General features: G+C 37.6%; 20 protein-coding genes, 1 other RNA gene and 1 other annotated feature. Of the genes, 17 read left to right on the top strand and 4 right to left on the bottom strand.

Going from position 1 to position 24,746, the window contains the following annotated elements; genetic code table 11:
* Positions 1 to 126: 126 nt before the first annotated feature.
* The 4 genes from IGK91_RS10780 (at position 127) to IGK91_RS10765 (ending at position 4,951) form a co-directional block, all read left to right on the top strand.
* On the top strand, positions 127 to 1,134 hold the full coding sequence (locus IGK91_RS10780) for a class I SAM-dependent methyltransferase (protein ID WP_010720892.1): 1,008 nt from the start codon (positions 127 to 129) through the stop codon (positions 1,132 to 1,134).
* 24 nt (positions 1,135 to 1,158) lie between these two features.
* Positions 1,159 to 2,343 carry an acetate/propionate family kinase gene (locus IGK91_RS10775; RefSeq protein WP_010737077.1) on the top strand — a complete coding sequence of 395 codons (1,185 nt, stop codon included), beginning with the start codon at positions 1,159 to 1,161 and terminating at the stop codon, positions 2,341 to 2,343.
* A 223-nt stretch (positions 2,344 to 2,566) separates the two neighbouring features.
* Positions 2,567 to 3,781, top strand: a complete 1,215-nt coding sequence (locus IGK91_RS10770) for an immunoglobulin-like domain-containing protein (RefSeq protein WP_010737078.1) — start codon at positions 2,567 to 2,569, stop codon at positions 3,779 to 3,781.
* A 243-nt stretch (positions 3,782 to 4,024) separates the two neighbouring features.
* The gene (locus tag IGK91_RS10765; protein ID WP_010737079.1) at positions 4,025 to 4,951 is read left to right on the top strand and encodes a toxin Cry1Ac domain D-VI-related protein; all 927 of its coding nucleotides are present in this window, start codon (positions 4,025 to 4,027) and stop codon (positions 4,949 to 4,951) included.
* A gap of 184 nt (positions 4,952 to 5,135) precedes the next feature.
* Here IGK91_RS10765 and IGK91_RS10760 read toward each other — a convergent pair whose 3' ends face one another.
* The 4 genes from IGK91_RS10760 to IGK91_RS10745 form a co-directional block, all read right to left on the bottom strand.
* A complete protein-coding gene (locus IGK91_RS10760) occupies positions 5,136 to 5,603 on the bottom strand; it encodes a universal stress protein (protein ID WP_010720888.1) in 468 nt (155 codons plus the stop codon).
* A gap of 70 nt (positions 5,604 to 5,673) precedes the next feature.
* Entirely contained in the window at positions 5,674 to 5,961 is a 288-nt protein-coding gene (locus IGK91_RS10755; RefSeq protein ID WP_010720887.1) for a hypothetical protein, read from the bottom strand.
* A 114-nt stretch (positions 5,962 to 6,075) separates the two neighbouring features.
* A non-coding RNA gene (gene ssrS / locus IGK91_RS10750) (6S RNA) lies at positions 6,076 to 6,270 on the bottom strand.
* A 61-nt stretch (positions 6,271 to 6,331) separates the two neighbouring features.
* Complete coding sequence (locus IGK91_RS10745) at positions 6,332 to 7,627, bottom strand: replication-associated recombination protein A (protein WP_010720886.1); 1,296 nt, start codon at positions 7,625 to 7,627, stop codon at positions 6,332 to 6,334.
* Positions 7,628 to 7,891: 264 nt separating this feature from the next.
* Here IGK91_RS10745 and IGK91_RS10740 point away from each other — a divergent pair, with 264 nt between their 5' ends.
* From IGK91_RS10740 to IGK91_RS10680, 13 genes are all read left to right on the top strand, one after another.
* Positions 7,892 to 8,401 (top strand): DinB family protein, encoded by a 510-nt coding sequence (locus tag IGK91_RS10740; RefSeq protein ID WP_113803666.1) that lies wholly within the window; start codon positions 7,892 to 7,894, stop codon positions 8,399 to 8,401.
* Positions 8,402 to 8,625: 224 nt separating this feature from the next.
* Entirely contained in the window at positions 8,626 to 9,267 is a 642-nt protein-coding gene (locus tag IGK91_RS10735; protein ID WP_081123386.1) for a DNA-3-methyladenine glycosylase, read from the top strand.
* A complete protein-coding gene (locus tag IGK91_RS10730) occupies positions 9,264 to 9,752 on the top strand; it encodes a DUF3013 family protein (protein ID WP_010737083.1) in 489 nt (162 codons plus the stop codon). Before IGK91_RS10735 ends, IGK91_RS10730 begins: the two co-directional genes overlap by 4 nt.
* A 12-nt stretch (positions 9,753 to 9,764) precedes the next feature.
* Entirely contained in the window at positions 9,765 to 10,712 is a 948-nt protein-coding gene (gene prmA, locus IGK91_RS10725) for a 50S ribosomal protein L11 methyltransferase (RefSeq protein ID WP_010737084.1), read from the top strand.
* Positions 10,713 to 11,465 (top strand): 16S rRNA (uracil(1498)-N(3))-methyltransferase, encoded by a 753-nt coding sequence (locus IGK91_RS10720; protein ID WP_010737085.1) that lies wholly within the window; start codon positions 10,713 to 10,715, stop codon positions 11,463 to 11,465.
* A 206-nt stretch (positions 11,466 to 11,671) separates the two neighbouring features.
* Positions 11,672 to 13,885 carry a RelA/SpoT family protein gene (locus IGK91_RS10715; RefSeq protein ID WP_010720880.1) on the top strand — a complete coding sequence of 738 codons (2,214 nt, stop codon included), beginning with the start codon at positions 11,672 to 11,674 and terminating at the stop codon, positions 13,883 to 13,885.
* An 11-nt stretch (positions 13,886 to 13,896) separates the two neighbouring features.
* Positions 13,897 to 14,343 carry a D-aminoacyl-tRNA deacylase gene (gene dtd, locus IGK91_RS10710; RefSeq protein ID WP_010737086.1) on the top strand — a complete coding sequence of 149 codons (447 nt, stop codon included), beginning with the start codon at positions 13,897 to 13,899 and terminating at the stop codon, positions 14,341 to 14,343.
* A gap of 307 nt (positions 14,344 to 14,650) precedes the next feature.
* Positions 14,651 to 15,910 (top strand): cytochrome P450, encoded by a 1,260-nt coding sequence (locus IGK91_RS10705; RefSeq protein WP_010737087.1) that lies wholly within the window; start codon positions 14,651 to 14,653, stop codon positions 15,908 to 15,910.
* Positions 15,911 to 16,485: 575 nt separating this feature from the next.
* Positions 16,486 to 17,433: an aldo/keto reductase gene (locus IGK91_RS10700; RefSeq protein ID WP_010737088.1), complete on the top strand. Its 948-nt coding sequence runs from the start codon at positions 16,486 to 16,488 to the stop codon at positions 17,431 to 17,433.
* A gap of 186 nt (positions 17,434 to 17,619) precedes the next feature.
* Positions 17,620 to 17,829, top strand: a binding site (T-box leader).
* 55 nt (positions 17,830 to 17,884) lie between these two features.
* Complete coding sequence (gene hisS / locus IGK91_RS10695) at positions 17,885 to 19,177, top strand: histidine--tRNA ligase (RefSeq protein ID WP_010720876.1); 1,293 nt, start codon at positions 17,885 to 17,887, stop codon at positions 19,175 to 19,177.
* A gap of 14 nt (positions 19,178 to 19,191) precedes the next feature.
* Complete coding sequence (gene aspS / locus IGK91_RS10690) at positions 19,192 to 20,958, top strand: aspartate--tRNA ligase (protein WP_181934399.1); 1,767 nt, start codon at positions 19,192 to 19,194, stop codon at positions 20,956 to 20,958.
* Positions 20,959 to 21,406: 448 nt separating this feature from the next.
* Positions 21,407 to 22,282: a YitT family protein gene (locus IGK91_RS10685; RefSeq protein ID WP_010720874.1), complete on the top strand. Its 876-nt coding sequence runs from the start codon at positions 21,407 to 21,409 to the stop codon at positions 22,280 to 22,282.
* 442 nt (positions 22,283 to 22,724) lie between these two features.
* Complete coding sequence (locus tag IGK91_RS10680) at positions 22,725 to 24,671, top strand: acyltransferase family protein (RefSeq protein ID WP_034867734.1); 1,947 nt, start codon at positions 22,725 to 22,727, stop codon at positions 24,669 to 24,671.
* Positions 24,672 to 24,746: the final 75 nt, after the last annotated feature.

Below are 24,746 nucleotides of genomic sequence, written 5' to 3'. Positions count from 1 at the left end.
ACATAACGTTTATGTTTTTTATTTCACAAACAAAAAAGTGTGAAAACGATTGAAATTTTGCTCATAGTTCGTTAAAATTAAACAGGTAAAATAATTGTTATAATATATCTAGAAATGAGGTGCACCATGTTACCAGAAAAAATGGAACAGGGGTTTGAACAAAACCTAAAAGCGATTCAGCTTTTACAAAATGCATTGGGAACTTCCTTTTTAGAAGCCTATGTCGAAAATGCTGAAAACTTAATCGACAACTATCAAGTACGAGTGGTAGATGGAGTACCGTCTGAAGAAATCAAGCAACAGATTTCTGCTTTGTATAAAGAACTCAGTCAACTTTCCTTTGAACCAGAAGAGTGGCGCCGTCTGTCACAACTACTGTTACTAAAGGGGAGTCAGACAGAACATCTTCAAGCGAACCATCAACTTACTCCAGATAGTATTGGTTTTTTATTTGTCTTTTTAATTGAACAGCTATTCACAAATAAAGAAGAGCCAATCAAGATTTTGGACATTGCAGCAGGAATGGGCAACTTGTTATTAACAGTTCTTTTAAACCTATCAAGTGCGGGATACCAAGCGGAAGGGATGGGTGTAGATATTGACGATACGTTATTAGCGGTTGCTGCTTCAACAAGTGATCTGACTCAGGCGAATGTTCAATATTTTCACCAAGATGGCTTACAAGAATTACTGATTGATCCAGTGGATGTAGCTATCAGCGATTTACCGATTGGTTATTATCCGAATGATCAAAAAGCAAAAGAGTTTTTAACAAGCACCACACAAGGGCATAGTTATGCCCATCATCTGCTATTAGAACAGGCAATGAAGTATGTCAAACCAGATGGATTCGGTCTGTTTTTGATGCCAAGTAACTTCTTAGAAACAGAACAAAGTGAAGAAGTCAAAAGATGGTTTAAAGAAGAAGGATATCTTCAAGGAATGATCCAATTACCAGATGAATTATTCCGTAACAAGCAATCACAAAAAAGTATTTTGATCTTGCAGAAAAAAGGAACAAAGGCAAAACAAGCACAAGAAGTATTACTTGTAAAACTTGATTCACTAAAGAAACCAGAGAAGGTGACTGAATTTTTTAAAGAATTTGAAACATGGAAATCGTCTTCTCTTTAATCACGCACTAAGAAGGAGAATTATATGTCTAAAACAATTGCTATCAACGCTGGAAGTTCAAGTTTAAAATGGCAGCTATATCAAATGCCAGAAGAAACCGTAATTGCTAAAGGAATTGTCGAAAGAATCGGTTTAGAAGATTCAATTTTTACGATCAAATATGGTGAAGATCAAAAATTCGAGAAAATCATGGACATCGATGACCATGAAGTAGCAGTAAAAATGTTGTTAGATCAACTGATTGCATTACAAATCTTAAGTTCTTACGATGAAATCACTGGGGTAGGACATCGTGTGGTTCATGGTGGAGAAACTTATGCTGATTCTGTAATCGTGGATGAAGCTGTGATGGATCGCATTGAAGAATTGGCAGAGTTTGCACCATTGCATAACCCTGCTAATCTAATGGGTATCAAAGCATTTAAAAAAATCTTACCTGATATCCAAAGTGTGGCTGTGTTTGACACGTCATTCCACGCAACAATGCCAAAAAGCAGTTATTTGTATAGCTTACCTGTTTCTTACTATGAAGATTTCAAAGTAAGAAAATATGGCTTCCATGGTACAAGTCATCGCTATGTAGCAGAACGTGCGGCTAAGATGTTAGAGAAACCAATCGAAGAGTTGAAATTGATCACTTGTCACTTAGGGAATGGTGTTTCAATTACGGCAGTAGATGGTGGAAAATCAGTTGATACTTCGATGGGATTCACACCACTGGCAGGTGTAACAATGGGAACACGCTCAGGGGACATTGATCCAGCTGTTTTACCTTATCTAATGGAAAAATTAGAGATTGATATTGATGAAATGGTCAACATTTTAAACAAAAAATCAGGTTTGTTAGGTCTAACAGGTTTATCAAGTGACATGCGTGATCTTGAGAAAAACTATGAACAAGAACATATCCATTTGGCATATGACATCTTTGTAGACCGTATCCGTAAATATATTGGTGGATATGTGACAACGATGAACGGCGTTGACGCAATTGTTTTCACTGCTGGAATTGGCGAAAATGATGGGCACGTCCGTAGTGAAATCATTAAAGGGATGACATGGTTTGGTTGTGAAATTGATCCTGAAATGAATAAAAAACGTGGGGAAGAATTAGATATCTCCACAAAAGATTCAAAAGTCAAAGTACTTGTCATTCCAACTGATGAAGAATTAATGATCGCTCGTGACGTGGAACGTTTACGTAAATAAATATTCTAATGAAATAGTTGTTAGCCTTTTTTAGGTATGAAATAGTGTAACGAACGTATCATAATTTTAAGAATAAATTTTTTCCGAAGTGAACATTGTTCACTTCGTTTTTTTGTTTTGTCTATAAAAAGTGATTGATTGAAAAAAAGAAATGTTCTTTTTTAAATCAATAAAAAATATAGAAATAAAATAAAGTATTATGAAAAAAAGGGAGGAGATTGAATTGAGAAAAACAAATCGATTAACGATAACGATTATGAGTGTACTAATATTAGCTAATTCATCTATAACTGCCAGTCCATTTGTATACGCAGAACAAAATGAAGTCTCAGGAAAGAAAACAATGAAAAGTGAAATCAGCCAGGCAAATATTTCAGGTGAACATTCAGATGTGAAACAAACGAACATTCCTAATGATCAAAACGTTAAGAAAGCGACTGAGGCAGTGAAACTTCTGTTTGATGAAATAGGAGCAAAAACAAGTAATACCCAAGCAAAAATTAATGAAGTAAAGCTACAAGTAATGGAATTAACAGAAAGTGTACAAAAAACAAAATTATTTGAAAAAATTGTTCAAGCGCAAGAAATGTATGATTCAAAACAGACTAAAATGACAAATTCTAAAGAAAAAAATGGACAAAAAGAATTTGACGAAAAAACTCCTTCCTGTACAATCGACCCCTATATTTATGGGAACGTATACATGACTGGTGCTTATGAAGGGGAAATCAATCAATTTAAATTGATTGTTGGCGATAAAGAATATACCCCAGGTTTTACTTTGTTACCAAATAATCAGTTCAAACTTTATATTGGAAAGAAAATTCCGCCTTCAATTTTTTCAGTCACAGTAAAAATCTTTGATAAAAAAGGAAAAGAGACAAGTTCTCAAAACGTTTCAGTTCAAGCACCGAAACTCACCATTAACAATTACACATTAGGAGAAAACTATGTCAAAGGTGAGTTTATTGGTGATGTTGCTAAATTTAAATTGAGGGTGGGGACCACAGGAAGCACGAAAGAATACACTCCAGGTTTTAGACGATTAGCGAATAATCAATTTGAAGTCTATGCGAAAGATAAAATATTACGTGGAAGTAAAAGAGTCGTTTTGGTTGCTCTGAATTCAGAAGGAGATTTGTTAAAATCTGGTTTAGTTAGAGTCCAATCTCCCTACTTAGATATAAATGACTATAAATTAGGAAATGAATATATTACAGGTACCTATGCTGGGGCAGTAAAGAAATTTAAGTTAGTAGTGGATGGAAAAGAGTATTTTCCAGGATTTAAATTGTTAAAGGATAATCAATTTGAAGTCTATGCGAAAAACAAGGTATCGGCGCTAACTAAATCTATTACTTTGATTAGTTTAGATGAACAAGAAAAAGAAATCGTTAGTAAGCAAGTGGTTTTCATTGATTCAACGAATAAAGACTGACTATTTTTATAGCTGAAGCATTAACGACTCGTATAAAAAGTTACTTGAATAGAAATAGAAGAACAGCCAGTGTCACAAACAAAAATTTTTTTACCGAAGTGAGTAACTTTAACATTGTTTTTTATTTTATAAAATAGTCTATTTAAAAAAATGACATTTTTTTTTAAATAATTAAAAAAAATAGCGAGCCCGAATAGGTTATTATTTCCTTAAATCAAATAAACAAAAAAGGGTGGTTTTTAATTGAAAAAGGGGAACTTGAAAAAGAATTTAGTGTCGTTTTCAACTACGAGTGCATTAGTATTATCTAGTTTATCTGGAGTAGTGACACCAATGGTCCATGCAGATCAAAATGGGGCGGGAGAAGGCATCACTATTACTACTTCGGAAAAAAATGAGAAAAAAGAAGAAGCAAATCAATCAAATCAATCAAGTCAGGCGAGTGAAACAAGTCAAACACACGCTTCAGAAGAAAAAGAAAATAAAAAAGTAGAAGAAACAACAACATCTTCCACTACAAAAGAACAGAACGCATCAAGTGTGCCAGTACCGGAACAGAAGAATACACTTGCAGATGAAGTGATTCAACATGCTACTGATGCAGTCAATAATCTATTTGATGGAAATGGAGCAAAAGTAGGCAATACTAAAGCTCAAATTGATGCGGCGAAACAACAAGTCGAAAGCTTACCAGATAGTGATCAAAAAACAGCGTTATTGGAAAAAGTCAATCAAGCACAAAAAGCATACGATACATTGATGCAAAAATGGCAAGTTGCGAATGAGACGATGGATAAACACTTTATTGATGGAGATATCGGTAATCCTAAAGGTAGTTTTACAACAGAAGAAATGATCGATCTTGCAGAAAAACTAGGTGAACTTCCTTATATAAACATTCCATTTTTAGAAGGCTATACGACCAATGAATTGCATGAAAAATACGATCAGTTAATTGCTGTATCAAACGCAACGCCAGTGGTGGATCGTCTGTTTTTTAATGGTAAACCAAGTACAAACAATACTCAAAATGATATTAATACTGCATTGAATCTTGTCCACCGTCTTGTGGATGGACCTTATAAAGACAGACTGTTAGCGAAAGTACAAGAAGCACAAAAAGCTTATAATGATGCGCACATTATTGTACTTCCTAAAGGAAATAAATAGGCGAATTGATGGCAAAGAAATATTTTTATCATGAAATCGATTAGGTTAGAAAAAATGATTGATTGGATAAATAATCTAAAAAAGAGCTTGGAACAAAAGAACGTGCCAAGCTCTTTAGCATATGTAAAAATAAATAAAAGCGGTTGTGACATACTTTTGTCACAACCGCTTGTTTAGTAATTAATCATTCTTTTTCAGGTAATTTATTCTCTAAATCAGTACGTACCACTAGAACATCACAAGTAGCGTTACGAATCACATATTCTGAAACAGAACCAATAAATAGACGTTCAACAGCATTCAATCCTGTTGCACCTAACATGATTAAATCTACATGGTTATCCTCAGGAATTTCTTTAGCGATGATTTGTTTCGGCGAGCCGTATTCAATCACGGTAGTAACATTGTTCAATCCCGCTTTTTTAGCATTTGCTTCATAATCAGCTAGCGTTTGCTTCGCCATTTCAGTTGCTTGCTCTGCCAACATGCCATCAAATGATGAAACGGTTTGGAAAGAACGAGTATCAATCACGTGTGCTAATAAAAGTTCTCCATTATTTCTGATAGCAACGTTTACGGCTTTTTTAAAAGCTAATTCAGCTTCATCAGAGCCATCTACGGCAACCATAATTTTTTTGTACTGTTGTAACATAAGCATTCACTCCTTCAGATAAATCAATCATTTATAATTCTATTGTAAAACAAGTTGAACAAAAAGAGAATTATTTACTGTTTGGTTTGACCATTTTCCGAGCGAAAGTAAAACTGAAGACAGAAGCAACAATAATGACCAAGAGCAGGTAAGCCAAAGCAATAAATCGTTGATTGAAAAAGGCGACAAAAATACCTAATACCCCTAGGAAAGCGTAAATGGCACCATAGAATTGTAAATAGCCACGATTTTTTTCTGTTTCTTCTATTAATACGAAAAAGATGGGTTGTTTTTTTAATAAATAATAGCTAACAAATAATAATAATAATGCGGCAATGCCCATTAAAAGTTGAATCATAGAAATTCCTCCAAAAGTCTAAAGATTGGTCAAATAATGTTTTTCAAGGGATCTACTCGAAAAAAAAGGAGCTGTACCAAGTAATTGGCATAGCCCCTTAATCTTCAAAAAATGGTAATCTCCGTTAATGCCGTTGTTCGTCCTGTAGTATTGATCCCGCGAATTCAAGCAGGTGGGTCCCACGGTCGTAGCCTCGAACTACCAAATGATAAGGCATGTTACCAGCAGTGACACAAGACGGGTCCCAAGATATCAATAAAAATGTTCGGTCAACACACAAAGAGGACAATTCGAACATCACAGATTTCCCACCTCTATAGTAGCATATGGAAATAAAAAGAGCAATGAGAGCGCTCATGGAAAATCAAGTCTATGTCGTTGGCTTATTGCCTCCTGATTTTTTCCATTCTTTGATTCGCTGATATTGTTGCCCAAGGGCTTGTTCATATTTTCCTGTAGTCTTCGGATGATAATAAGACGCTTGTTTTAATTTGTCGGGTAAATATTGTTGGTTCACCCAGGCTTGATCAAAATTGTGAGGGTATTGATAACCAATCCCACGATTCAATGCCTTGGCTCCTTGGTAATGACTGTCTCGTAAATGATCGGGCACTTCGCCAGCGTTGCCTGAGCGGATATCAGCAATCGCTTCATCTAAAGCGGCATAAGCAGAATTTGATTTAGGAGAGAGACAAAGATCAACTACGGCATCTGCTAAAGGAATCCTTGCTTCGGGAAGTCCTAGACGTTCAGCAGCTAAGACAGCATTGACAGTTCTAGCTGCGGCAGCAGGATTTCCTAGACCGATATCTTCATAACCAATCACCATCAAGCGCCGACAGATACTTGCCAGATCACCAGCCTCAACTAAGCGGGCTAGATAATGAAGTGCTGCATCAACATCGCTTCCTCGGATCGATTTTTGAAATGCTGAAATCACGTCATAGTGAGCATCTCCATCTTTATCATGAGTAAGTGCTTTTCGTTGGATACATTCTTCAACGATCGTTAGCGTTAAGTGAATGATCCCCTGTTCATTTGGCTCGGTCGAACGAGCCGCTAATTCCAAGCCGTTGAGTGTGCTTCGAAGATCGCCGTTCGTTGCCCGTGATAGATGAAGCAAAGCGTTTTCGTCTAATTCAATAGCTAGATTACCAAGCCCACGCTCTTTATCACTTAGAGCTGATCGAACCGCTTGCTGGATATCTAATTCGTTTAAGGGTTTTACTTCAAAAATCTGTGTTCGACTGCGAATAGCAGGATTAATCGTGATATAGGGGTTTTCAGTTGTTGCGCCAATCATGATGATCCGTCCATTTTCCAGATGAGGGAGCAAAAAATCTTGTTTCGTTTTATCAAGACGATGGATTTCATCAAGTAAGAGAATGACAGTGCCACTCATCTTGGCTTCTTCGGCAACTACTTGTAAGTCTTTCTTGGAATCAGTTGCTGCATTGAGCATGCGAAAGGCAAATTTGGTTGAGCCAGCAATCGCACTAGCAATACTGGTTTTACCAGTTCCTGGTGGACCATATAAAATCATGGAAGACAGCATTTTGGCATCAACCATTCGTCGAATAATTTTTCCTTCACCAACTAAATGTTCTTGTCCTACGACTTCATCGATCGTTCGTGGACGCATCCGATAAGCTAAAGGTTGCTGCATAAAACGGCCTCCTTTTTTTATTTTTCGTTCGTTAATTATACCATACATTAGGACAATCCACTTTATGGTAACGCTAATTTAGAACGCCGTAAACCGTAAAGTGAAAGGAAACGAGTTTACTCATATTCAGGCTAAGTTTAATAGGGAGGATCCTTATTGAAAGGACTGGGGGACTTTTAAAATAAAGCACCAGCTTCCTCGTTTATTCTGATTTGAGGTAAAATAAAGGGAGTGAAGACATAGATGGCTTGGAGGAGGAGAAAAATGAAAGCGACACGATTATTGAGTGAAACATTGTTACGAGCACAAGAACGGTTTGAAGAAACGTTAGACCAGCTAGATGTAGCAGAAGCAAATACGATGCCGGCACCTTTGATCAAATCAGTAACTTGGCTGATCTGGCATACTGCTCGAGAATTAGACCTTCAAATATCCGATTTGAAAAATAGTGAACCACTGTGGTTTAGTCAAGACTGGTCTGGAAAATTTGCATTAGATCTGCCTGATGATACGCAAGATTGGCCACACACACCTGCGGAAGCAAAAAAAGTCGTCGTAACAGACAAAAAACTACTTACAGATTATTTAGCTAATAGTGTTTCATTGACGATTGAGTACTTGGAACAAGTGGATGAAGGAACACTTGATGAAGTCATTGATTCCAACTGGACACCTCCTGTCACACGTGAAGATCGTCTCGTGTCGATCATTGATGATGCAGTGATGCATTCTGGTCAGGGGATCTATACTCGCCGACTGGTGATCGGTAAATAATGAATGCTAAACCTTGTTCTGGTTTGAACGGTCTATGTAAAATCCTATAAAAGGCTGTGACAGAAGTGTCTAGTTCTGAAAAATAAGCCGGAGAATCCGAAGATAGTTCTTCCTATTTTTGGGATTTTTCGGCTATTCTTATCTGCCTGTCTATTACTGTAGGTTTTTCTTGGTTTCCATAGCTTATGCTTTCAATATTGTGTATGATAAGGGTGGTGAATAAAATGACAAATAAAGAGCAATTAGATGAACTTTTATTGAATAAAACAACACCCGAAGTTGCCAGAGATCTTTTAGGGATGTATTTAGAATATGTTACGCCAACTGGTACCGTTGGTGGTTACATCGTTGATGCAGAGGCATATCTTGGTCCAGAAGATGAAGCGGCTCATAGTTTTGGGATGCGCAGAACCCCACGAGTGGCAGCGATGTATGAAAAGCCAGGAACGATTTATCTTTATACGATGCACACCCACCGTATTTTAAATATTATTACGCAACCTGAAGGGATTCCACAAGGGGTAATGATCCGTGCGATCGAGCCTGCAACTGGTGTGGCTCAAATGAGCATTAACAGAGGCGGGAAGACTGGTCCTGATATTAGTAACGGTCCCGGAAAATTGGTAGCGGCATTAGGATTACCACAAGAACTTTATGGACAATCGATTTTAGACAGTCCGTTGCATTTTGTTTTTGAAAAAACAAAAATACCTAAGAAAATCATGGCTTTGCCAAGGATCGGTATTCCTAACAAAGGAGAATGGACGGACAAACCATTACGTTTTGTGGTGGCTGGAAATCCATATCTATCATTACAAAGAAAGAACCTGGTGGAGGAAGACCGGGGTTGGAGGAAGAGAAAATGAAAAAAACAAACTTACTTGACTACTTAGACAAAACAATCGAAAAAACGATCACTGATTATGATGTGGCATTAGACTGGGATACGAAAAACCATACGATTGAAATCATTGTCCGACTATTTGCAGAAAATAAAGCGCATTTGGAAATCGATGATGCCCAAGGTGTAGTTTCCGAAGAAGAAATCATTGAATTTGAAGATGGTATTTTATTGTTCAATCCACAAAAATCCCATTTTGATGAAAAAGATTATCTAGCGGTTATTCCTTATGAAGGGAAGAAAGGGATAGCCAAATCGGTCATTGATGCATTGATTGAGTATATGAACGAAGTATTAGCGCAAGGGCAAAGTGATCTCTTAGATTTTCTTGATGCAGATGATGAAACGGCAGTGTTTGAGTTGAATTGGGACAATCAACAGTTAGCAAAACTAGTCGAAGAAAAACAGCAAAATGAGACGGACGTCTATTTGCCTTATCCAAGTTATTAAGGAGTGAATGTCATGAAATGGAATGAAGTAAAAGTTGAAACCGCCAGTGAAGCAGTGGAAGCTGTGGCTAATATACTAATGGAAGCAGGAGCAAGCGGTGTTGCGATTGAAGATGCTTTAGACGTTGAAAATTTCAAGTCTGATCAATATGGGGAAATCTTGAATAAAGAAGATTTTACTTCATTAACAGAAGGCGCACTGGTGATGGCTTATTTCCCTGAAACGATTTTTTTACCAGAAATTTTGCCTTTTATCAAAGACCGTGTAGCCCAACTCCCAGAATTTGGCTTGGCGATCGGTAAAAATATCATCACCGTTAGTGAAGTGGAAGAAAGCAACTGGGCAACTGCTTGGAAAAAGTATTATCACCCAGTACGGATCACCAGAATGTTAACGATCGTGCCTAGTTGGGAAGCGTATCAAACAAGTGATCCATTAGAAAAGATCATTACATTAGATCCTGGAATGGCATTTGGAACAGGGACACATCCAACTACCTCTTTAACATTGCAAGCATTAGAAACGGTATTGCGTGGTGGAGAAACACTTTTAGATGTAGGAACTGGTTCAGGCGTCTTAAGTATCGCAGCGAAATATTTAGGTGCTAAAGAGGTTTATGCTTATGACCTTGATGAAGTGGCTGTTCGTGCAGCGAAAGAAAATATGGATATGAATGAAGTAGCCAAAGATGTTCACGTAGCTGCTAATGATTTATTGAACGGCATCACAATCGAAAGTGATGTTATCGTGGCGAACATCTTAGCAGATATTATTTTGTTGATGATCCCTGATGCTTGGCGCTTATTAAAACAAACGGGGCGCCTGATCGTATCTGGTATCATTGAAGAAAAAAAACAAATGGTCATTGACGCCATGAAAGAACAGGGCTTTGTCGTTGATCAAATTTTCCAACAAAAAGATTGGTATGCAATTATCTTGAAAAAGCCTGAGGTGGAATAAATGCAACGTTACTTTTTAGAAGAGGCGTATCAACCAAATACACGCTTCGAACTTTCGGGAGAGGCATTTCATCATATCGTACGGGTCATGCGCATGGCGCCAAAAGATCAAGTCTATTTAGCATTCAACGATCAAGTATCGATTCGTGCGGAGATCACAGAAATCAGTGAAGATACCGTTTATTTGAGCGAGCTTGAAAAAGAAAAAAGCCAAAAGGAATTACCCAATAACATCACGATTGCCAGTGGTTATCCAAAAGGGGATAAACTAGACTGGATCGTTCAAAAAGGAACAGAATTAGGTGCGCATGGATTTATTGGCTTTCCAGCTAAAACATCTATTGTAAAATGGGATGCGAAAAAAAGAAACAAACGTCAAGAACGTTTGAACAAAATTGCTCAAGAAGCAGCTGAACAATCTCATAGACAGATTGCGCCCCAAGTGGAATTATTGGAAAGTCAGCAAGCTCTTTTTGATCGACTATCTGCTTATGATGTGTTGTTGATTGCTTATGAAGAGTCAGCAAAACAAGGAGAACTAGCCAATTTAGCTAAGGTATTCCAAGAACTCACTGATGGTAGTCGGATTTTAGCCATTTTTGGTCCTGAAGGAGGTCTTGCTCCTGAAGAAGTTGAAGCCTTTGTTGAAAAAGGTGGAATCTTATGTGGATTAGGACCACGGATTTTACGTACGGAGACGGCACCTCTTTATCTTTTAAGTGCGGCAAGTTATCAGTGGGAGCTCACTCACTGATAATAACTGAATAAAATCAGGAAAAATTGAAAAAATTCCGAACAATCTGTATAATAAAAACAATTATTTTATTGTAAACAACGGATGACATCAAATGAATGGTGTGCATGAGTTTGTTTCTAGTTATGTTATAAAAAAGAAGAATGGTTTTTAATATTATTCGGAGCAACAGCTGTTGTTCGTAACCTTTGAAAGGGGGATGTTCCATGCCAAAAGAAGAATTATTGACAGGTCCTGGAGTGATTAAATTGGTTAGCCAATACATGGGACCTGATCATGTAGCATTTGTTCAAAAAGCTTGCGATTATGCAACGGCTGCTCACGATGGCCAGTTTCGTAAATCAGGCGAACCATACATTATCCATCCTATCCAAGTTGCTGGGATCTTAGCTGATTTAAGAATGGACCCCCATACTGTTGCAACTGGTTTTTTGCATGATGTTGTAGAAGACACCGACGTTACTTTGGATGATTTGAAAGAAGAATTTGGTCCAGACGTTGCAATGTTAGTTGACGGTGTAACGAAACTAGGGAAAATCAAATACAAATCACATGAAGAACAATTAGCAGAAAATCATCGAAAGATGTTATTAGCTATGGCGCAAGATTTACGTGTAATTATGGTGAAATTAGCTGATCGACTACATAACATGCGTACGCTAAAACATCTTCGTGAAGATAAACAACGTCGAATCGCCCAAGAAACTTTAGAAATTTATGCACCATTAGCTCATCGCTTGGGGATCAGTCGAATCAAATGGGAATTAGAAGATACTGCACTTCGCTATCTCAATCCTAAACAATATTATCGAATCGTGCATTTGATGCAAACGAAACGAGAAGAACGAGAAAAATATGTCAACGCCACAGTCGAAGATATTCGTCTAGCAACAGAAGAACTAGATATCTATGCAGAAATCTATGGACGTCCTAAACACATTTATTCCATTTATCGGAAAATGAAAGACCAAAAGAAACAATTCAATGAAATCTATGATTTACTCGCAATACGGGTAATCGTTGACTCTATCAAGGATTGTTATGCTGTTTTAGGAGCAATCCATACCAAATGGAAACCAATGCCAGGGCGGTTTAAAGATTATATTGCTATGCCTAAAGCAAATATGTATCAATCCTTGCATACAACAGTCATTGGACCAGCTGGAAATCCGGTAGAGATCCAGATACGAACTCAAGAAATGCACGAAATCGCCGAGTTCGGGGTGGCTGCACATTGGGCATACAAAGAAGGTAAAAATGATAAGGTCGAACCAGATGGTATCACGAAACAATTAAGCTGGTTCCACGAAATCATTGAACTACAAGATGAAAGTTATGATGCTTCAGAATTTATGGAAGGTGTCAAAGGAGATATCTTTAGTGATAAGGTCTATGTTTTCACTCCTAAAGGGGACGTGACAGAACTGCCAAAAGGTTCTGGACCTTTAGATTTTGCTTATAGTATCCATACAGACATTGGAAATAAAACAACGGGTGCCAAAATCAACGGCAAAATGGTTCAATTAGATTATAAGTTGAAAAATGGAGACATCATTGAGATTTTGACTTCACCTAATTCGTTTGGTCCAAGTCGAGATTGGTTGAAATTAGTTGCTACGAGTAAAGCTCGCAATAAAATCAAACGTTTCTTCAAAGCGCAAGACAGAGAAGAAAATATCATCAAAGGACATGAAGCAATCACAAAATGTATCATCGATCTAGGCTTTGCACCAAAAGAAATTTTAGCAAAAAGTAAGCTGCAAGATGCTTTAGAAAAGCTGAATTATCAAACGGAAGATGATATGTATGCAGCTGTGGGTTATGGTGAAGTCAGTGCATTGACGATGGCGAACCGTTTGACTGAAAAAGAAAGAAAAGAACAAAAGATCGAGCAACAAAAACAAGAAGCTGAAGAAATCATGAACCAACCGAAAAAAGAACCGGAAAAAATGAAGGTTCGCCATGAAGGTGGTGTCGTGATTCAAGGTGTCGATAACTTGTTGATTCGGATCAGTCGTTGCTGTAACCCGATCCCTGGAGATGATATCGTGGGTTATATCACTAAAGGAAGAGGAATCTCAATTCACCGAAGAGACTGTCCGAATGTCCAAGTAGACAAGCCGAATGTGGCAGAACGTCTGATTGAAGTCGAATGGGAAGATACCTCGAATACTAGAAAAGAATATGATGCTGATCTGGAAATTTATGGTTATAATCGTTCCGGCATGTTAAATGATGTCTTACAAACGGTAAATACCATGACTAAAAACTTAAACAGCGTGGAAGCGAGAACCAACAAAGACAAAATGGCAACGATCCATTTAACAGTAGGGATCCAAAATCTTGCTCACCTAAAGAGCATCGTGGATAAAATCAAAGCTGTACCAGATGTGTATAGCGTGCGACGAACCAATGGTTAGGAGGAAAACACGTGAGAGCTGTTGTCCAGCGAGTAAGTAAAGCTTCAGTGACGATCGCTCAACAAGAAGTTGGGAAGATCGATCAAGGGCTGGTTATTTTACTAGGTATTCATGAAAAAGATACGCAAGATGATGTTGATTATTTAGTAAAAAAAATTGCACAAATGCGTATTTTTGAAGATGAACAAGGAAAAATGAACCGTAGTGTAGAAGATGTCGAAGGACAAATTTTGAGTGTGTCCCAATTTACGCTGTTTGCAGATACTAAAAAAGGAAATCGTCCAAGTTTCATCTCAGCAGCTCGTCCCGAAACAGCTATTCCACTATACGAGGCTTTTAATGAAGGGATTAGAAATAGAGGGATTACCGTAGCAACCGGCCAATTTGGAGCTGACATGGCAGTATCTTTGATCAATGACGGTCCGGTTACTATCATTATTGATTCTCAAAATAAATAAGAGATGCTAGTATATTCATAATTGATTGAAATAAGATGAGCAGGACTCGTCAATTTCTTTAACCGATCCTCAGAGATTCGCACAAGCGATGAATCTTTGAGTGATCGGTTTTTTGTGTGCCTACTCGAAAAGTGTCATACAGATGGGGGAACCTATTTTTTAAGGAAAAAAGAGTGATTTTAGAGGAGAAATAGTTCTAAAATCGAGTCCATTTGGTCTTTTTGGTTTTAGAACACTTTTTTTGTCAGCTATCTAAAAAAAAGATAAGCTAATAATAGATGAAGTGTTCTATTGGAGGAGATAAAAGATGAAAGAGGTACCAGTAGTCGATATAAAGATAACCGAGATTAAAAAAAGATATGAGCAAGGTTATCACTTGTTAGAGGAATTACGTAAAGAGGCAAATGCGCCAGTAGTGAAAGCAAAAATCTTCAATAAAGAAGCGATTGTGATCTATGGAAAAGAAGCCGCTCAAATTTTTTATGATCCAAGGAATTTCAAACGAAAAGGAGCAATGCCTAAATTAGTATTAAAAACGTTGTTTGGGAAAGATGGTGTTCAAACACTAGACGGTGCCCAACACCATCATCGCAAATCGATTTTTATGGATTTGATGACACCGGAAAGAATGGATACGTACCATCAAATTTTAGAAAAAAATTTGTCTCAAGCGTTAAACGAACAACATGGACAATTTGAATTATTTGATTTAAGTAAACAAGTACTATTTACTTCGATTTGTGAATGGTCAGGAATCAACTTAGCAGAATTGACCGATGAAGAAATCAATCAGTTCGCTGATTACCAAATTTCTATGATCAGTGGGACATTTACGTCGCCAATCGATCATATCAAAGGGGTTGAAAATCGTAAAAAATCTGAACAATGGGCTCAAAGGTTGATTGAGGATGCACGAGCAAACCCTGTTCCAGGTAAAGAAGATGTCGCTTTATATGCTTTTGCCCAAGCAACTGATCTTGATGGTAATTTGTTGCCAATCGAAGTGGCTGCGGTGGAATTGCTCAATATTATTCGACCAACTGTAGCATTGACAGTCTGGGCAGCTTTGATGGGACATGCTTTATTCAGTCGACCAGACTTAAAACAGCAGTTAAAAAATGACTTTACAGAATTTCAAGATCCGTTTATTCAGGAAATGCGTCGTTACTATCCATTTTTCCCAATGTTGCCAGCAATTGCTTTAAAAGATGTGTCAGTTGACGGCTATCTTATTCCTAAAGATAGTTGGGTTATTTTGGATCTATACGGGACGAATCATGATGAGCGTACAATCGATGCGCCAGATTCATTCATGATCAAACGTTATTTAGGGAAAGCAAAAGATCTTTCTTACGAAGAGGAATATGAGATGATTGCTCAAGGTGGAGGAGACTTTCGACAAATGCATCGCTGTGCAGGAGAATGGATCACTTTACACAGTTTACGGGTCTTTTCTGACCAATTAGTCAATCATTATGAATTTTCAGTACCTGAACAAGATTGGACGATCCCTAGTAATCAATTTCCAACTTATCCTAATAGTCGTGTACTCTTATATAAAGAATAGTGCGTAGAAAATAAAAAGTCTGAAATATAAATCTCATTCTGTAGCGCCCCCCAAAAAAAGTTAGACTAAAAAAACTAACTTTTGGGGGGCGCTTTATTTTTTATTCTAAAGCAAGTAAACGGTGTTCAAGAAGCAACTCCTCAGCAATAAGCGATGATTTTCTAAAATATGAGAAGCTATTTTAAAAAATCCTCTCTTATTCGCTCGGAGCTGATCGCTTCTTTCACAACCTCTTGTTTTAAACGGTGTTCAAGCAACCTCTGATTTACGGTGTTCAAAGAGCTGACCTTCGGCGATAAGTCGAAAAATCTCAAAACATGGGGAGCTGTTTCGAGATTTCCCTCCTTAACGCTCAGGTCAAAACGCTCTTTTCACAACCTCTAATTCACGGTGTTCAAGAAGCAACTCCTCAGCAATAAGCGAGGATTTTCTAAAATATGAGAAGCTATTTTACAAAATCCTCTCTTATTCGCTCGGAGCTGATCGCTTCTTTCACAACCTCTTGTTTCAAAAGTTCTTTTAGTTTAGCTTTTTTTCTTTTTGTTTTAGACTAAAGAAAAAAGGAGGAATTGCGAATGGCAGAAATAAGAATTGGACATTCACAAGTTTACGCTGAACAACTTGGCTTAGGAGCGAATGCGATCGGTGGTCATAATCTTTTTGCTAACTTAAAAGATGAAACTGGGAAAGAAGTTGTACGAACCGCTTTGCAAAACGGCATCAATTTAATTGATACTGCTTATGCTTATGGAAATGGACGTTCAGAAGAACTGATCGGTGAAGTCCTGCAAGAAAATGAATTTGATCGTTCACGGGTGATCATTGCCACTAAAGCTGCCCATGTTCCTGGACAAAAAGGGGTATTCAATAATTCACCAGAATTTTTGACCCGTTCTGTAGAAGAAGCACTCCGACGTTTACAAACTGATTATATTGATATTTTTTATATCCATTTTCCAGATAAAGAAACGCCAAAAAATGAAGCAGTCGCTGCGTTGCACAAACTAAAAGAAGCAGGGAAGATCCGTGCAATCGGAGTCTCTAATTTTTCAATGACTCAACTGAAAGAAGCAAATCAAGATGGCTATGTTGATGTTGTTGAAGATAAATTTAGTTTGATCCATCGTGAAGCTGAAAAAGAACGTTGGCCTTATCTTGAACAACATAACATTAGTTTCGTCCCTTATTTTCCACTTGCTTCCGGCTTGTTAACGGGAAAATATCATTTAAATAGTCTTCAAAGTATGGCTCCAGATGACCCTCGTAAGAAGAATCCGGATTTTCAAGGAGAGAGGTTTGAAAAAATCATTCAGGCTGTCGAACAACTTGCACCGATTGCGAAAAACAATCAAGCTAGTATTGCTCAACTCGTTTTAGCTTGGTATATGAAAAATCCACGGATTTCTGTCGTGATACCTGGAGCGAAAAAACCGGAACAAGTTAGAGATAATGCTCGTGCATTAGATATTCATTTATCGTCCACTGATTACCATACCATTGATCAACTCTTTAAAGATTTTTAGAAAAATACAGAGAAGGTCGTGACAGAAGAAGTTAGCTCTGAAAAAATGAGCGTGTGCTGGAATGAAGGATGCTAGTAATTAAGGAGATGTTTCAAGTTAGTCGGTTAGCACCTTATTAATTCTCAGTTGATTTACAGATTTTTCTTGACTTTACGCCTTGTTTTTAGTAGGTTATAGGTAATATTGAAAATATCAATGAAAGAGCGAGTAAGTTTCTGAAGCTTTACAAGAGAGGATCATCAAGGCTGAAAATGATCTAAAGTTTTAGGTTCTAAAAGACACTCTGGAGATGGACGAGTGAAAAGCCGTCCCGTGTACGAGCGTTAATCGTTAGAGGAAAGAGCAATCTTTCAAAAATAGGTGGTACCGTGTATGAATTAGTCATTCACCCTTGTTCGTAATGAATAAGGGTGGATTTTTTTTTACATAGAAAAGTAAAGGGGAGAAAAAAATGAGTTTCCAAAGACCAAAAGGAACAAATGATATTTTACCTGGTGAGTCAGAAAAATGGCAGTTCGTGGAAGAAACAGCGCGTTTATTGTTTAGAGATTATCAATACAATGAAATCCGCACGCCTATTTTTGAACACTATGAAGTCATTTCTCGAAGTGTAGGGGATACAACGGATATCGTGTCAAAAGAAATGTATGATTTCTATGACAAAGGGGAACGCCACATCACTTTACGTCCAGAAGGAACAGCACCGATCGTTCGTTCTTTTGTGGAACATAAATTATTTGGACCAGAATATGCAAAACCTTATAAAACATTTTATATGGGACCAATGTTTCGTTATGAACGCCCTCAAAAAGGTCGTTTACGTCAATTCCATCAAATCGGAGTAGAAGCTTTTGGTTCTGACAATCCAGCAACTGACGTGGAAAGTATGGTTATGGCCCTTGATTTCTTTAAACAATTAGGAATCACTCAAATTCGATTAGTGATCAACTCGCTAGGAGATAAAGAAACGCGTCAAGCATATCGTCAAGCATTGATCGACTATCTTTCACCATTTGAAAAAGAGTTGAGTGAAGATTCACAACGTCGTTTGCATGAGAATCCGTTGCGGGTGTTAGATAGTAAAGACAAACGAGATCAAAAGTTTGTTGCTGATGCACCATCGATTTTAGATTTTTTAAGCGAAACAGCACAAAAACATTTTGATATGGTCGTTGCTATGTTGGATGCACTTAATATACCTTACGAAATCGATAGCACGATGGTTCGAGGGTTGGATTACTATACACATACAATCTTTGAGATTATGAGTGATGCACCAAAGATGGGCGCACAAGCGACGATTTGTGCAGGTGGACGTTACGATAATTTGGTTGAAGAACTAGGCGGACCTCAAACACCCGGTTTTGGTTTTGCGATGGGGATCGAACGCTTGCTGTTAACAATGGAAGCAGAAGAAGTCGTGATTCCGGCATTTAATGAATTAGATGCTTATGTCGTGGCTTTAGGCGAAGAAACGAATATCGAAGCATTGAAACTGGTGCAAACGATCCGCAATTTTGGGTTTTCAGCTGATCGTGATTTTATGGATCGTAAAGCAAAAGCACAATTCAAAACGGCTGATAAAGCGAATGCTAAGTTAGTGTTAGTTATTGGCGGAGATGAGCTGGAAAACCAAACGGTCACAGTCAAATCAATGGCTAATAGAAAAGAAAAAAGCTTTAGTTTAACAGAAGTTTATGAACATTTTGATGAAGTCTATGATGAAATGACTTTATTCGAGTAGGAGGAAAAAGAAAAATGGCACAAAGAACAACTTATTGCGGTTTGATTTCAGCAAAAGAACTAGATCAAACTGTTACATTAAAAGGGTGGGTACAAAAGCGAAGAGACCTAGGGGGAGTAATCTTTATTGATTTACGTGACCGAGAAGGAATCGTCCAAATCGTTTTCAATCCTGAGGTCAATAAAGAAGCATGGGAAATCGCGGATAAATGTCGGAGTGAATACGTGATTGAAATCACTGGTGTGGTTCGTAAACGTGAGGAGCTAGCCATCAACCCTAAAATGGTTACTGGTGAATATGAAGTATTCGCAAACGAAATTGTTATCTTGAACAAAGCAAAAACACCACCGTTTTTGATTGAAGACGATCAAACAGTCGGAGACGAGATCCGTATGAAATATCGTTATTTAGATTTGCGTCGTCCAAAAATGACGAAAAATATCAAAATGAGAAATGAAACAACGAAAGCAATCCGTCATTATTTAGATAATAATGATTTCATGGATATCGAAACACCTTATTTAGGAAAATCAACGCCAGAAGGGGCTCGTGACTATCTTGTTCCTTCGCGTGTTTACCCAGGGCACTTCTATGCGTTACCTCAATCACCTCAGTTGTTTAAACAATTATTGATGAACGCAGGGTTTGATCGTTACTACCAAATCGTTCGTTGTTTCCGTGACGAAGATCTTCGTGGTGATCGTCAGCCAGAATTTACTCAAGTAGATATTGAAACGACATTCTTGACGGCAGAAGAAATCCAAGATTATACCGAAGGCTTGATTGCGAAAGTGATGAAAGATGTTCGTGGAATCGACGTTACTTTACCGTTTCCTCGCATGACGTATGACGAAGCAATGAATCGCTACGGTAGTGATAAACCAGATACACGTTTTGAGATGGAGTTGATCGACTTAAGTGAAATCGTCAAAGATGTTGATTTCAAAGTCTTCCAAATGGCTCTTGAAAAAGGTGGCGTCGTCAAAGTTTTAAATGCTAAAAATGCTTCAAGCAACTACTCTCGTAAAGATTTAGATAATCTTGGGCAATACGCTAGCCAATTTGGTGCGAAGGGATTAGCTTGGCTAAAAGTAGAAGAGGACGGCTTGAAAGGTCCAATCGCTAAATTTATGGGAGATGCAACAGAAGCAATCGTTCAAGCGACAAACGCTGATGTTGGAGACATTTTATTATTTGGTGCGGATACAAAAGAAATCGTAGCTGCAACACTAGGGGCAATCCGTACACGCTTAGGAAAAGAATTAGGCTTAATTGATGAATCAAAATTCAATTTCTTGTGGATCACAGAATGGCCACAATTTGAATATTCTGCAGAAGAAGGACGCTACGTATCCGCTCATCATCCATTTACGATGCCAAAAGAAGAAGATCTTGAACGCTTGAGTACAGATCCAGCTAGTGTCTATGCAGAAGCATATGATATCGTATTGAATGGCTATGAGCTAGGCGGTGGCTCAATCCGGATCCATACTCGTGAAATCCAAGAAAAAGTCTTAGAAACTTTAGGCTTTACGAAGGAACAAATGGAGGAACAATTTGGTTTCCTATTAACTGCATTGGATTATGGGTTCCCACCACATGGCGGTATTGCTCTTGGCTTGGACCGTTTTGTGATGTTACTTGCTGGTGAAGAAAACATTCGTGAAGTTATTGCTTTCCCTAAAAATGGTAGAGCAGCAGATGTCATGAGTGATGCACCAAGTACGGTATCAGATGCCCAATTATTTGACTTGAATATTGATGTAACTAGCATGGATTAAGTTTATTCGTATTGAACAAAAGACTAGTAACTCAATTCCATTGATCGTTTTATAAATAATAAGTACGGGAGTCTGGACTAGGTGTAAAAAGACTCTCGTACTTGTTTATGTTGTCTTGATTTAATTCCAAAACGATTTATAATTAAGCCATAGCGTATAATGTCAGTTGAGTTTTAACCCATATTTTCAATGGATGCTACGTTTAGTGATGCGATAGGCGAAGAATGAATCCTTCTTTTTGGTTAGTGTAATGATGGATCATTATAGAGTAGTCACTGAACGTAATCGTTCGTTCTTTCATTATATACTACGTATCTTTACTCACTATCCAAATTAAAATTAAGAAAGGAAATTCCGGGAAAAGAGAGAAATTGACTTCCAGACAATGATTGTCTCTTCATACGAATTCATATGAAAATTACGAGATCGTAACCGGAAATACAAAGCAATGAAAAAAACTTTCGAAAATTGGGCGCATCATGATTATACGACCAAGCTTTCGGTATCTATCGTTTATGCATTGATTGCATCAGTAGCACTAAACTTTTTTTATCAACCAGGACATATTTATTCAAGCGGAATCACTGGCTTGGCACAAATACTGACTACTTTATCTAAATCGTTGATTGGATTCGAAGTACCCGTCTCAACGACTTTATACTTATTGAATATTCCTTTATTTGTTCTTGCTTGGGTGAAAATCGGTAAGAAGTTTACGATTTTTACATTTATCACCGTGACATTGACGTCACTTTGTATCCATATCCTTCCTCTAACGGTTCTTTCAACTGATCCAATCATCTGCGCGATTTTTGGGGGTGCTGTGATGGGGTTAGGGATCGGGTTAGCCTTAAGAAATGGCTTATCCTCAGGTGGTTTGGATATCGTCAGTATCACTATTCGTAAAAAGACAGGAAAATCGATTGGTTCAATTTCGATTTACTTCAATGCATTGATCGTTTTCGTAGCTGGTATCCTTTTTGGCTGGCAATACATGTTTTATAGCGCACTTTCGATCTTTGTCAGTGGGAAAGTAACCGACGTGATGTATACGAAACAAAAGAAAATGCAAGTGATGATCGTAACGAAGCATCCCGAACGAGTAGTCAATGAAATCCAAAACTGTATGCGTCGTGGAATCACGATCATCAATGAGGCAGAAGGAGCTTACAAGCACGATAAACAAACGGTGTTGATGACGATCGTTACACGCTATGAGTTGCCTTTGTTAAGAGAAGCGATGAAAGCTTCTGATCCACAAGCGTTTGTCAGTATCGCCGAAAATGTCCAAATTCTTGGTCGGTTTTATGAAGAGGGCGTTTAGTGCAAGTGCAACTTATTGACAGAAAAAGTGACATATCCAAATAAATGAATCGATCAGTGTGGCTGGAAACAACTTTATTCTACAAATCGTTTGATAAAGTTGGGCATTGTATAGCTTGATTTGTATCTGGAGGGTGAGAATCTTCAAACAGTTTATCCTGTTTTGAGATTTTCACCCTTCATTTTGCTAAATTTGTCGTAACGATCTTAGTAAAGTGATTCTTTCAGTTAGATGTAATCTTACTGAGACTTCAAGGTTATTTTTAGTTATACGTTGTTCATAGTTGAATTTTTATTAAAGTTGCGGAAAAAGTTATTCTTTTTTTCAAAGTTTTATGGGAAGATAGAAATGATAGCGAAAATCACATGAATTTTTCTTGCTATTTTTGTACAATACACGTATATTACAAATGAAAAAAGTTTATGAAAAGTTGGAATATTGAATGGAAAAACAAAAAAGGTTAAAAAATAGTCGCTACATTACTGGTTTTGACGGTATTCGTTCTTTGGCAGTAGTAGGAGTGATTTTGTACCATTTGCTCCCTACAAGTTTGAAGGGTGGTTATTTGGGCGTCCCGATATTTTTTGTTGTATCAGGCTATTTGATCACTGATTTATTACGGCAAGAATGGGAACAAAATGGCAAAATCAATATTTGGCAGTTTTATGTCCGACGAATGAAAAGGTTATATCCAGGATTAGTGTTTTTACTAATCACTGCATCTGCTTATATTACGTTATTTCAACGAGGGTTATTGAATAACTTACGAGGAACAGTCGTTAGTAGTTTATTGTATGTCAACAACTGGTGGCAAATAAAAAATGGTTTGTCTTATTTTGATCGATTTGCCAATGAATCACCGTTTACCCATATTTGGTCATTGGCGGTGGAAGGTCAAAACTACTTAGTTTGGCCCATTCTTTTTGTTTTGTTAATGGTTTTTGTACGTAAAAAGAAGTGGATCGTTTATACAGTCTTAGGAGGATCACTTATTTCTGCGATCCTCATGATGATCCTATTTACGCCAGGCGGTGATCCAACTCGAGTATATTATGGAACAGATACGCGATTGTTTTCAATTTGGTTAGGAAGTGCTTTGGCTTTTGTCTGGCCAAGTACCCGATTGAAAAAAAATATTCCAAAGCAAGCAAAACGGGTGTTGAATCTAGCCGGATTGATTTCACTGATCGCATTGATCCTCTTCTTTTTCTTGTTAGATGATCATTATAGTTTTGTCTATTATGGGGGCATGCTGTTAGTTAGTCTCTTCTGTGTCGTTTTAGTTGCGGTAACAGCGCATCCAGGCGCAAGTGTGAACAAATGGTTAACCAATCCCGTGTTTTCTTGGATCGGTAAACGAAGTTACGGCATCTATCTGTATCAATTTCCAGTCATGATTTTTTATGAAGCAAAAGTTGCGAATATTGCGGATCATGTTTTGCTTCATACATTGATCGAGATTTCATTGATCCTGATCATTAGCGAACTTTCTTATCGCTACATTGAACGTCCTTTGGCACGATTCGATTATGGACAAACGATTCAAGTAGTCAAAGGCTGGTTCACTAAGCCGATTATCAGCAAGCAAAAACCTTGGGTCATTCCGGGAATATTGATGGTGTTGATCGCTCTTGTTGGTTTTGTTACAGCACCTAAGAATTCAGTGACTGCGGATCAAAAAAAATTACAAGCACAAATTGCTGAAAGTAAAAGATTGGCGGAGGAAAGCCAGAAAAATGAAGATAATAATTCCAACACCGTTGATCAAGCAGTTCTTGATAAATATGGGCTAACAGCTAAACAAGGAAAGAAAGCGCAGAAATTAGAATTGACAGCATTTGGGGACTCAGTCATGTTAGATGCAGCGACTGATTTGAAGGAGTTATATCCTAAAGTTGTTGTTGATGGAGACGTTGGTCGACAATTATATGCGAGTGAGCCATATATTGAAGAACTGAAAAAACAAAACCTATTGAAAGATACGGTTTTGATTGGCTTAGGAACAAATGGAGCCTTTTCTGAATCGCAATTTGATAGCATCATGAGTGCCTTAGGAGATCGTAAAGTTTACTGGGTAAATGTCCGCGTTCCTACAAAACGTTGGCAAAACGATGTGAATGCCTTGTTAGCACAAATGGCTAAAAAATACGATAATCTTACATTGATCGACTGGTATGATTATAGTAATAGCCACAATGATTGGTTTTATGATGACCAAGTACATCCAAATCCAGAAGGAATGAAACACTATATCCATTTAGTAAGTGAAACTTTATTAGGGAAAGATAAAACGAAGAAAACTGTTTCAAGTGAATCAACCCAAAATGATACGAATACTAATAGTGGTAGTGTAGCTAGTTCTGCTAATGGAAATGGTAGTACGGAATAGTTGAATAAGAGATAAGACATCTTGATTTTCCGGCTCTTTGTCAATAAGGACTGATAAGTGGTATAAAATTAAAGG

This window comes from Enterococcus sp. DIV1208 (assembly GCF_050530455.1).
Taxonomy (GTDB): Bacteria; Bacillota; Bacilli; order Lactobacillales; family Enterococcaceae; genus Enterococcus_B; species Enterococcus_B hirae.
The sequence above is the reverse complement of the archived record's forward strand: the minus strand, read 5'-3'. Positions and strand labels throughout refer to the sequence as shown.

What these genes read in the sequence shown, in the direction of transcription:
- aspS (WP_181934399.1), top strand. Translation starts at nt 19,192, where the DNA reads ATGGCACAAAGAACAACTTATTGCGGTTTGATTTCAGCAAAAGAACTA.
- IGK91_RS10685 (WP_010720874.1), top strand. Translation starts at nt 21,407, where the DNA reads ATGAAAAAAACTTTCGAAAATTGGGCGCATCATGATTATACGACCAAG.
- IGK91_RS10760 (WP_010720888.1), bottom strand. Translation starts at nt 5,603, where the DNA reads ATGTTACAACAGTACAAAAAAATTATGGTTGCCGTAGATGGCTCTGAT.
- IGK91_RS10735 (WP_081123386.1), top strand. Translation starts at nt 8,626, where the DNA reads ATGACAAATAAAGAGCAATTAGATGAACTTTTATTGAATAAAACAACA.
- IGK91_RS10775 (WP_010737077.1), top strand. Translation starts at nt 1,159, where the DNA reads ATGTCTAAAACAATTGCTATCAACGCTGGAAGTTCAAGTTTAAAATGG.
- IGK91_RS10705 (WP_010737087.1), top strand. Translation starts at nt 14,651, where the DNA reads ATGAAAGAGGTACCAGTAGTCGATATAAAGATAACCGAGATTAAAAAA.
- hisS (WP_010720876.1), top strand. Translation starts at nt 17,885, where the DNA reads ATGAGTTTCCAAAGACCAAAAGGAACAAATGATATTTTACCTGGTGAG.
- prmA (WP_010737084.1), top strand. Translation starts at nt 9,765, where the DNA reads ATGAAATGGAATGAAGTAAAAGTTGAAACCGCCAGTGAAGCAGTGGAA.
- IGK91_RS10755 (WP_010720887.1), bottom strand. Translation starts at nt 5,961, where the DNA reads ATGATTCAACTTTTAATGGGCATTGCCGCATTATTATTATTATTTGTT.
- IGK91_RS10700 (WP_010737088.1), top strand. Translation starts at nt 16,486, where the DNA reads ATGGCAGAAATAAGAATTGGACATTCACAAGTTTACGCTGAACAACTT.
- IGK91_RS10715 (WP_010720880.1), top strand. Translation starts at nt 11,672, where the DNA reads ATGCCAAAAGAAGAATTATTGACAGGTCCTGGAGTGATTAAATTGGTT.
- IGK91_RS10745 (WP_010720886.1), bottom strand. Translation starts at nt 7,627, where the DNA reads ATGCAGCAACCTTTAGCTTATCGGATGCGTCCACGAACGATCGATGAA.
- IGK91_RS10740 (WP_113803666.1), top strand. Translation starts at nt 7,892, where the DNA reads ATGAAAGCGACACGATTATTGAGTGAAACATTGTTACGAGCACAAGAA.
- IGK91_RS10680 (WP_034867734.1), top strand. Translation starts at nt 22,725, where the DNA reads ATGGAAAAACAAAAAAGGTTAAAAAATAGTCGCTACATTACTGGTTTT.
- IGK91_RS10720 (WP_010737085.1), top strand. Translation starts at nt 10,713, where the DNA reads ATGCAACGTTACTTTTTAGAAGAGGCGTATCAACCAAATACACGCTTC.
- IGK91_RS10730 (WP_010737083.1), top strand. Translation starts at nt 9,264, where the DNA reads ATGAAAAAAACAAACTTACTTGACTACTTAGACAAAACAATCGAAAAA.
- IGK91_RS10780 (WP_010720892.1), top strand. Translation starts at nt 127, where the DNA reads ATGTTACCAGAAAAAATGGAACAGGGGTTTGAACAAAACCTAAAAGCG.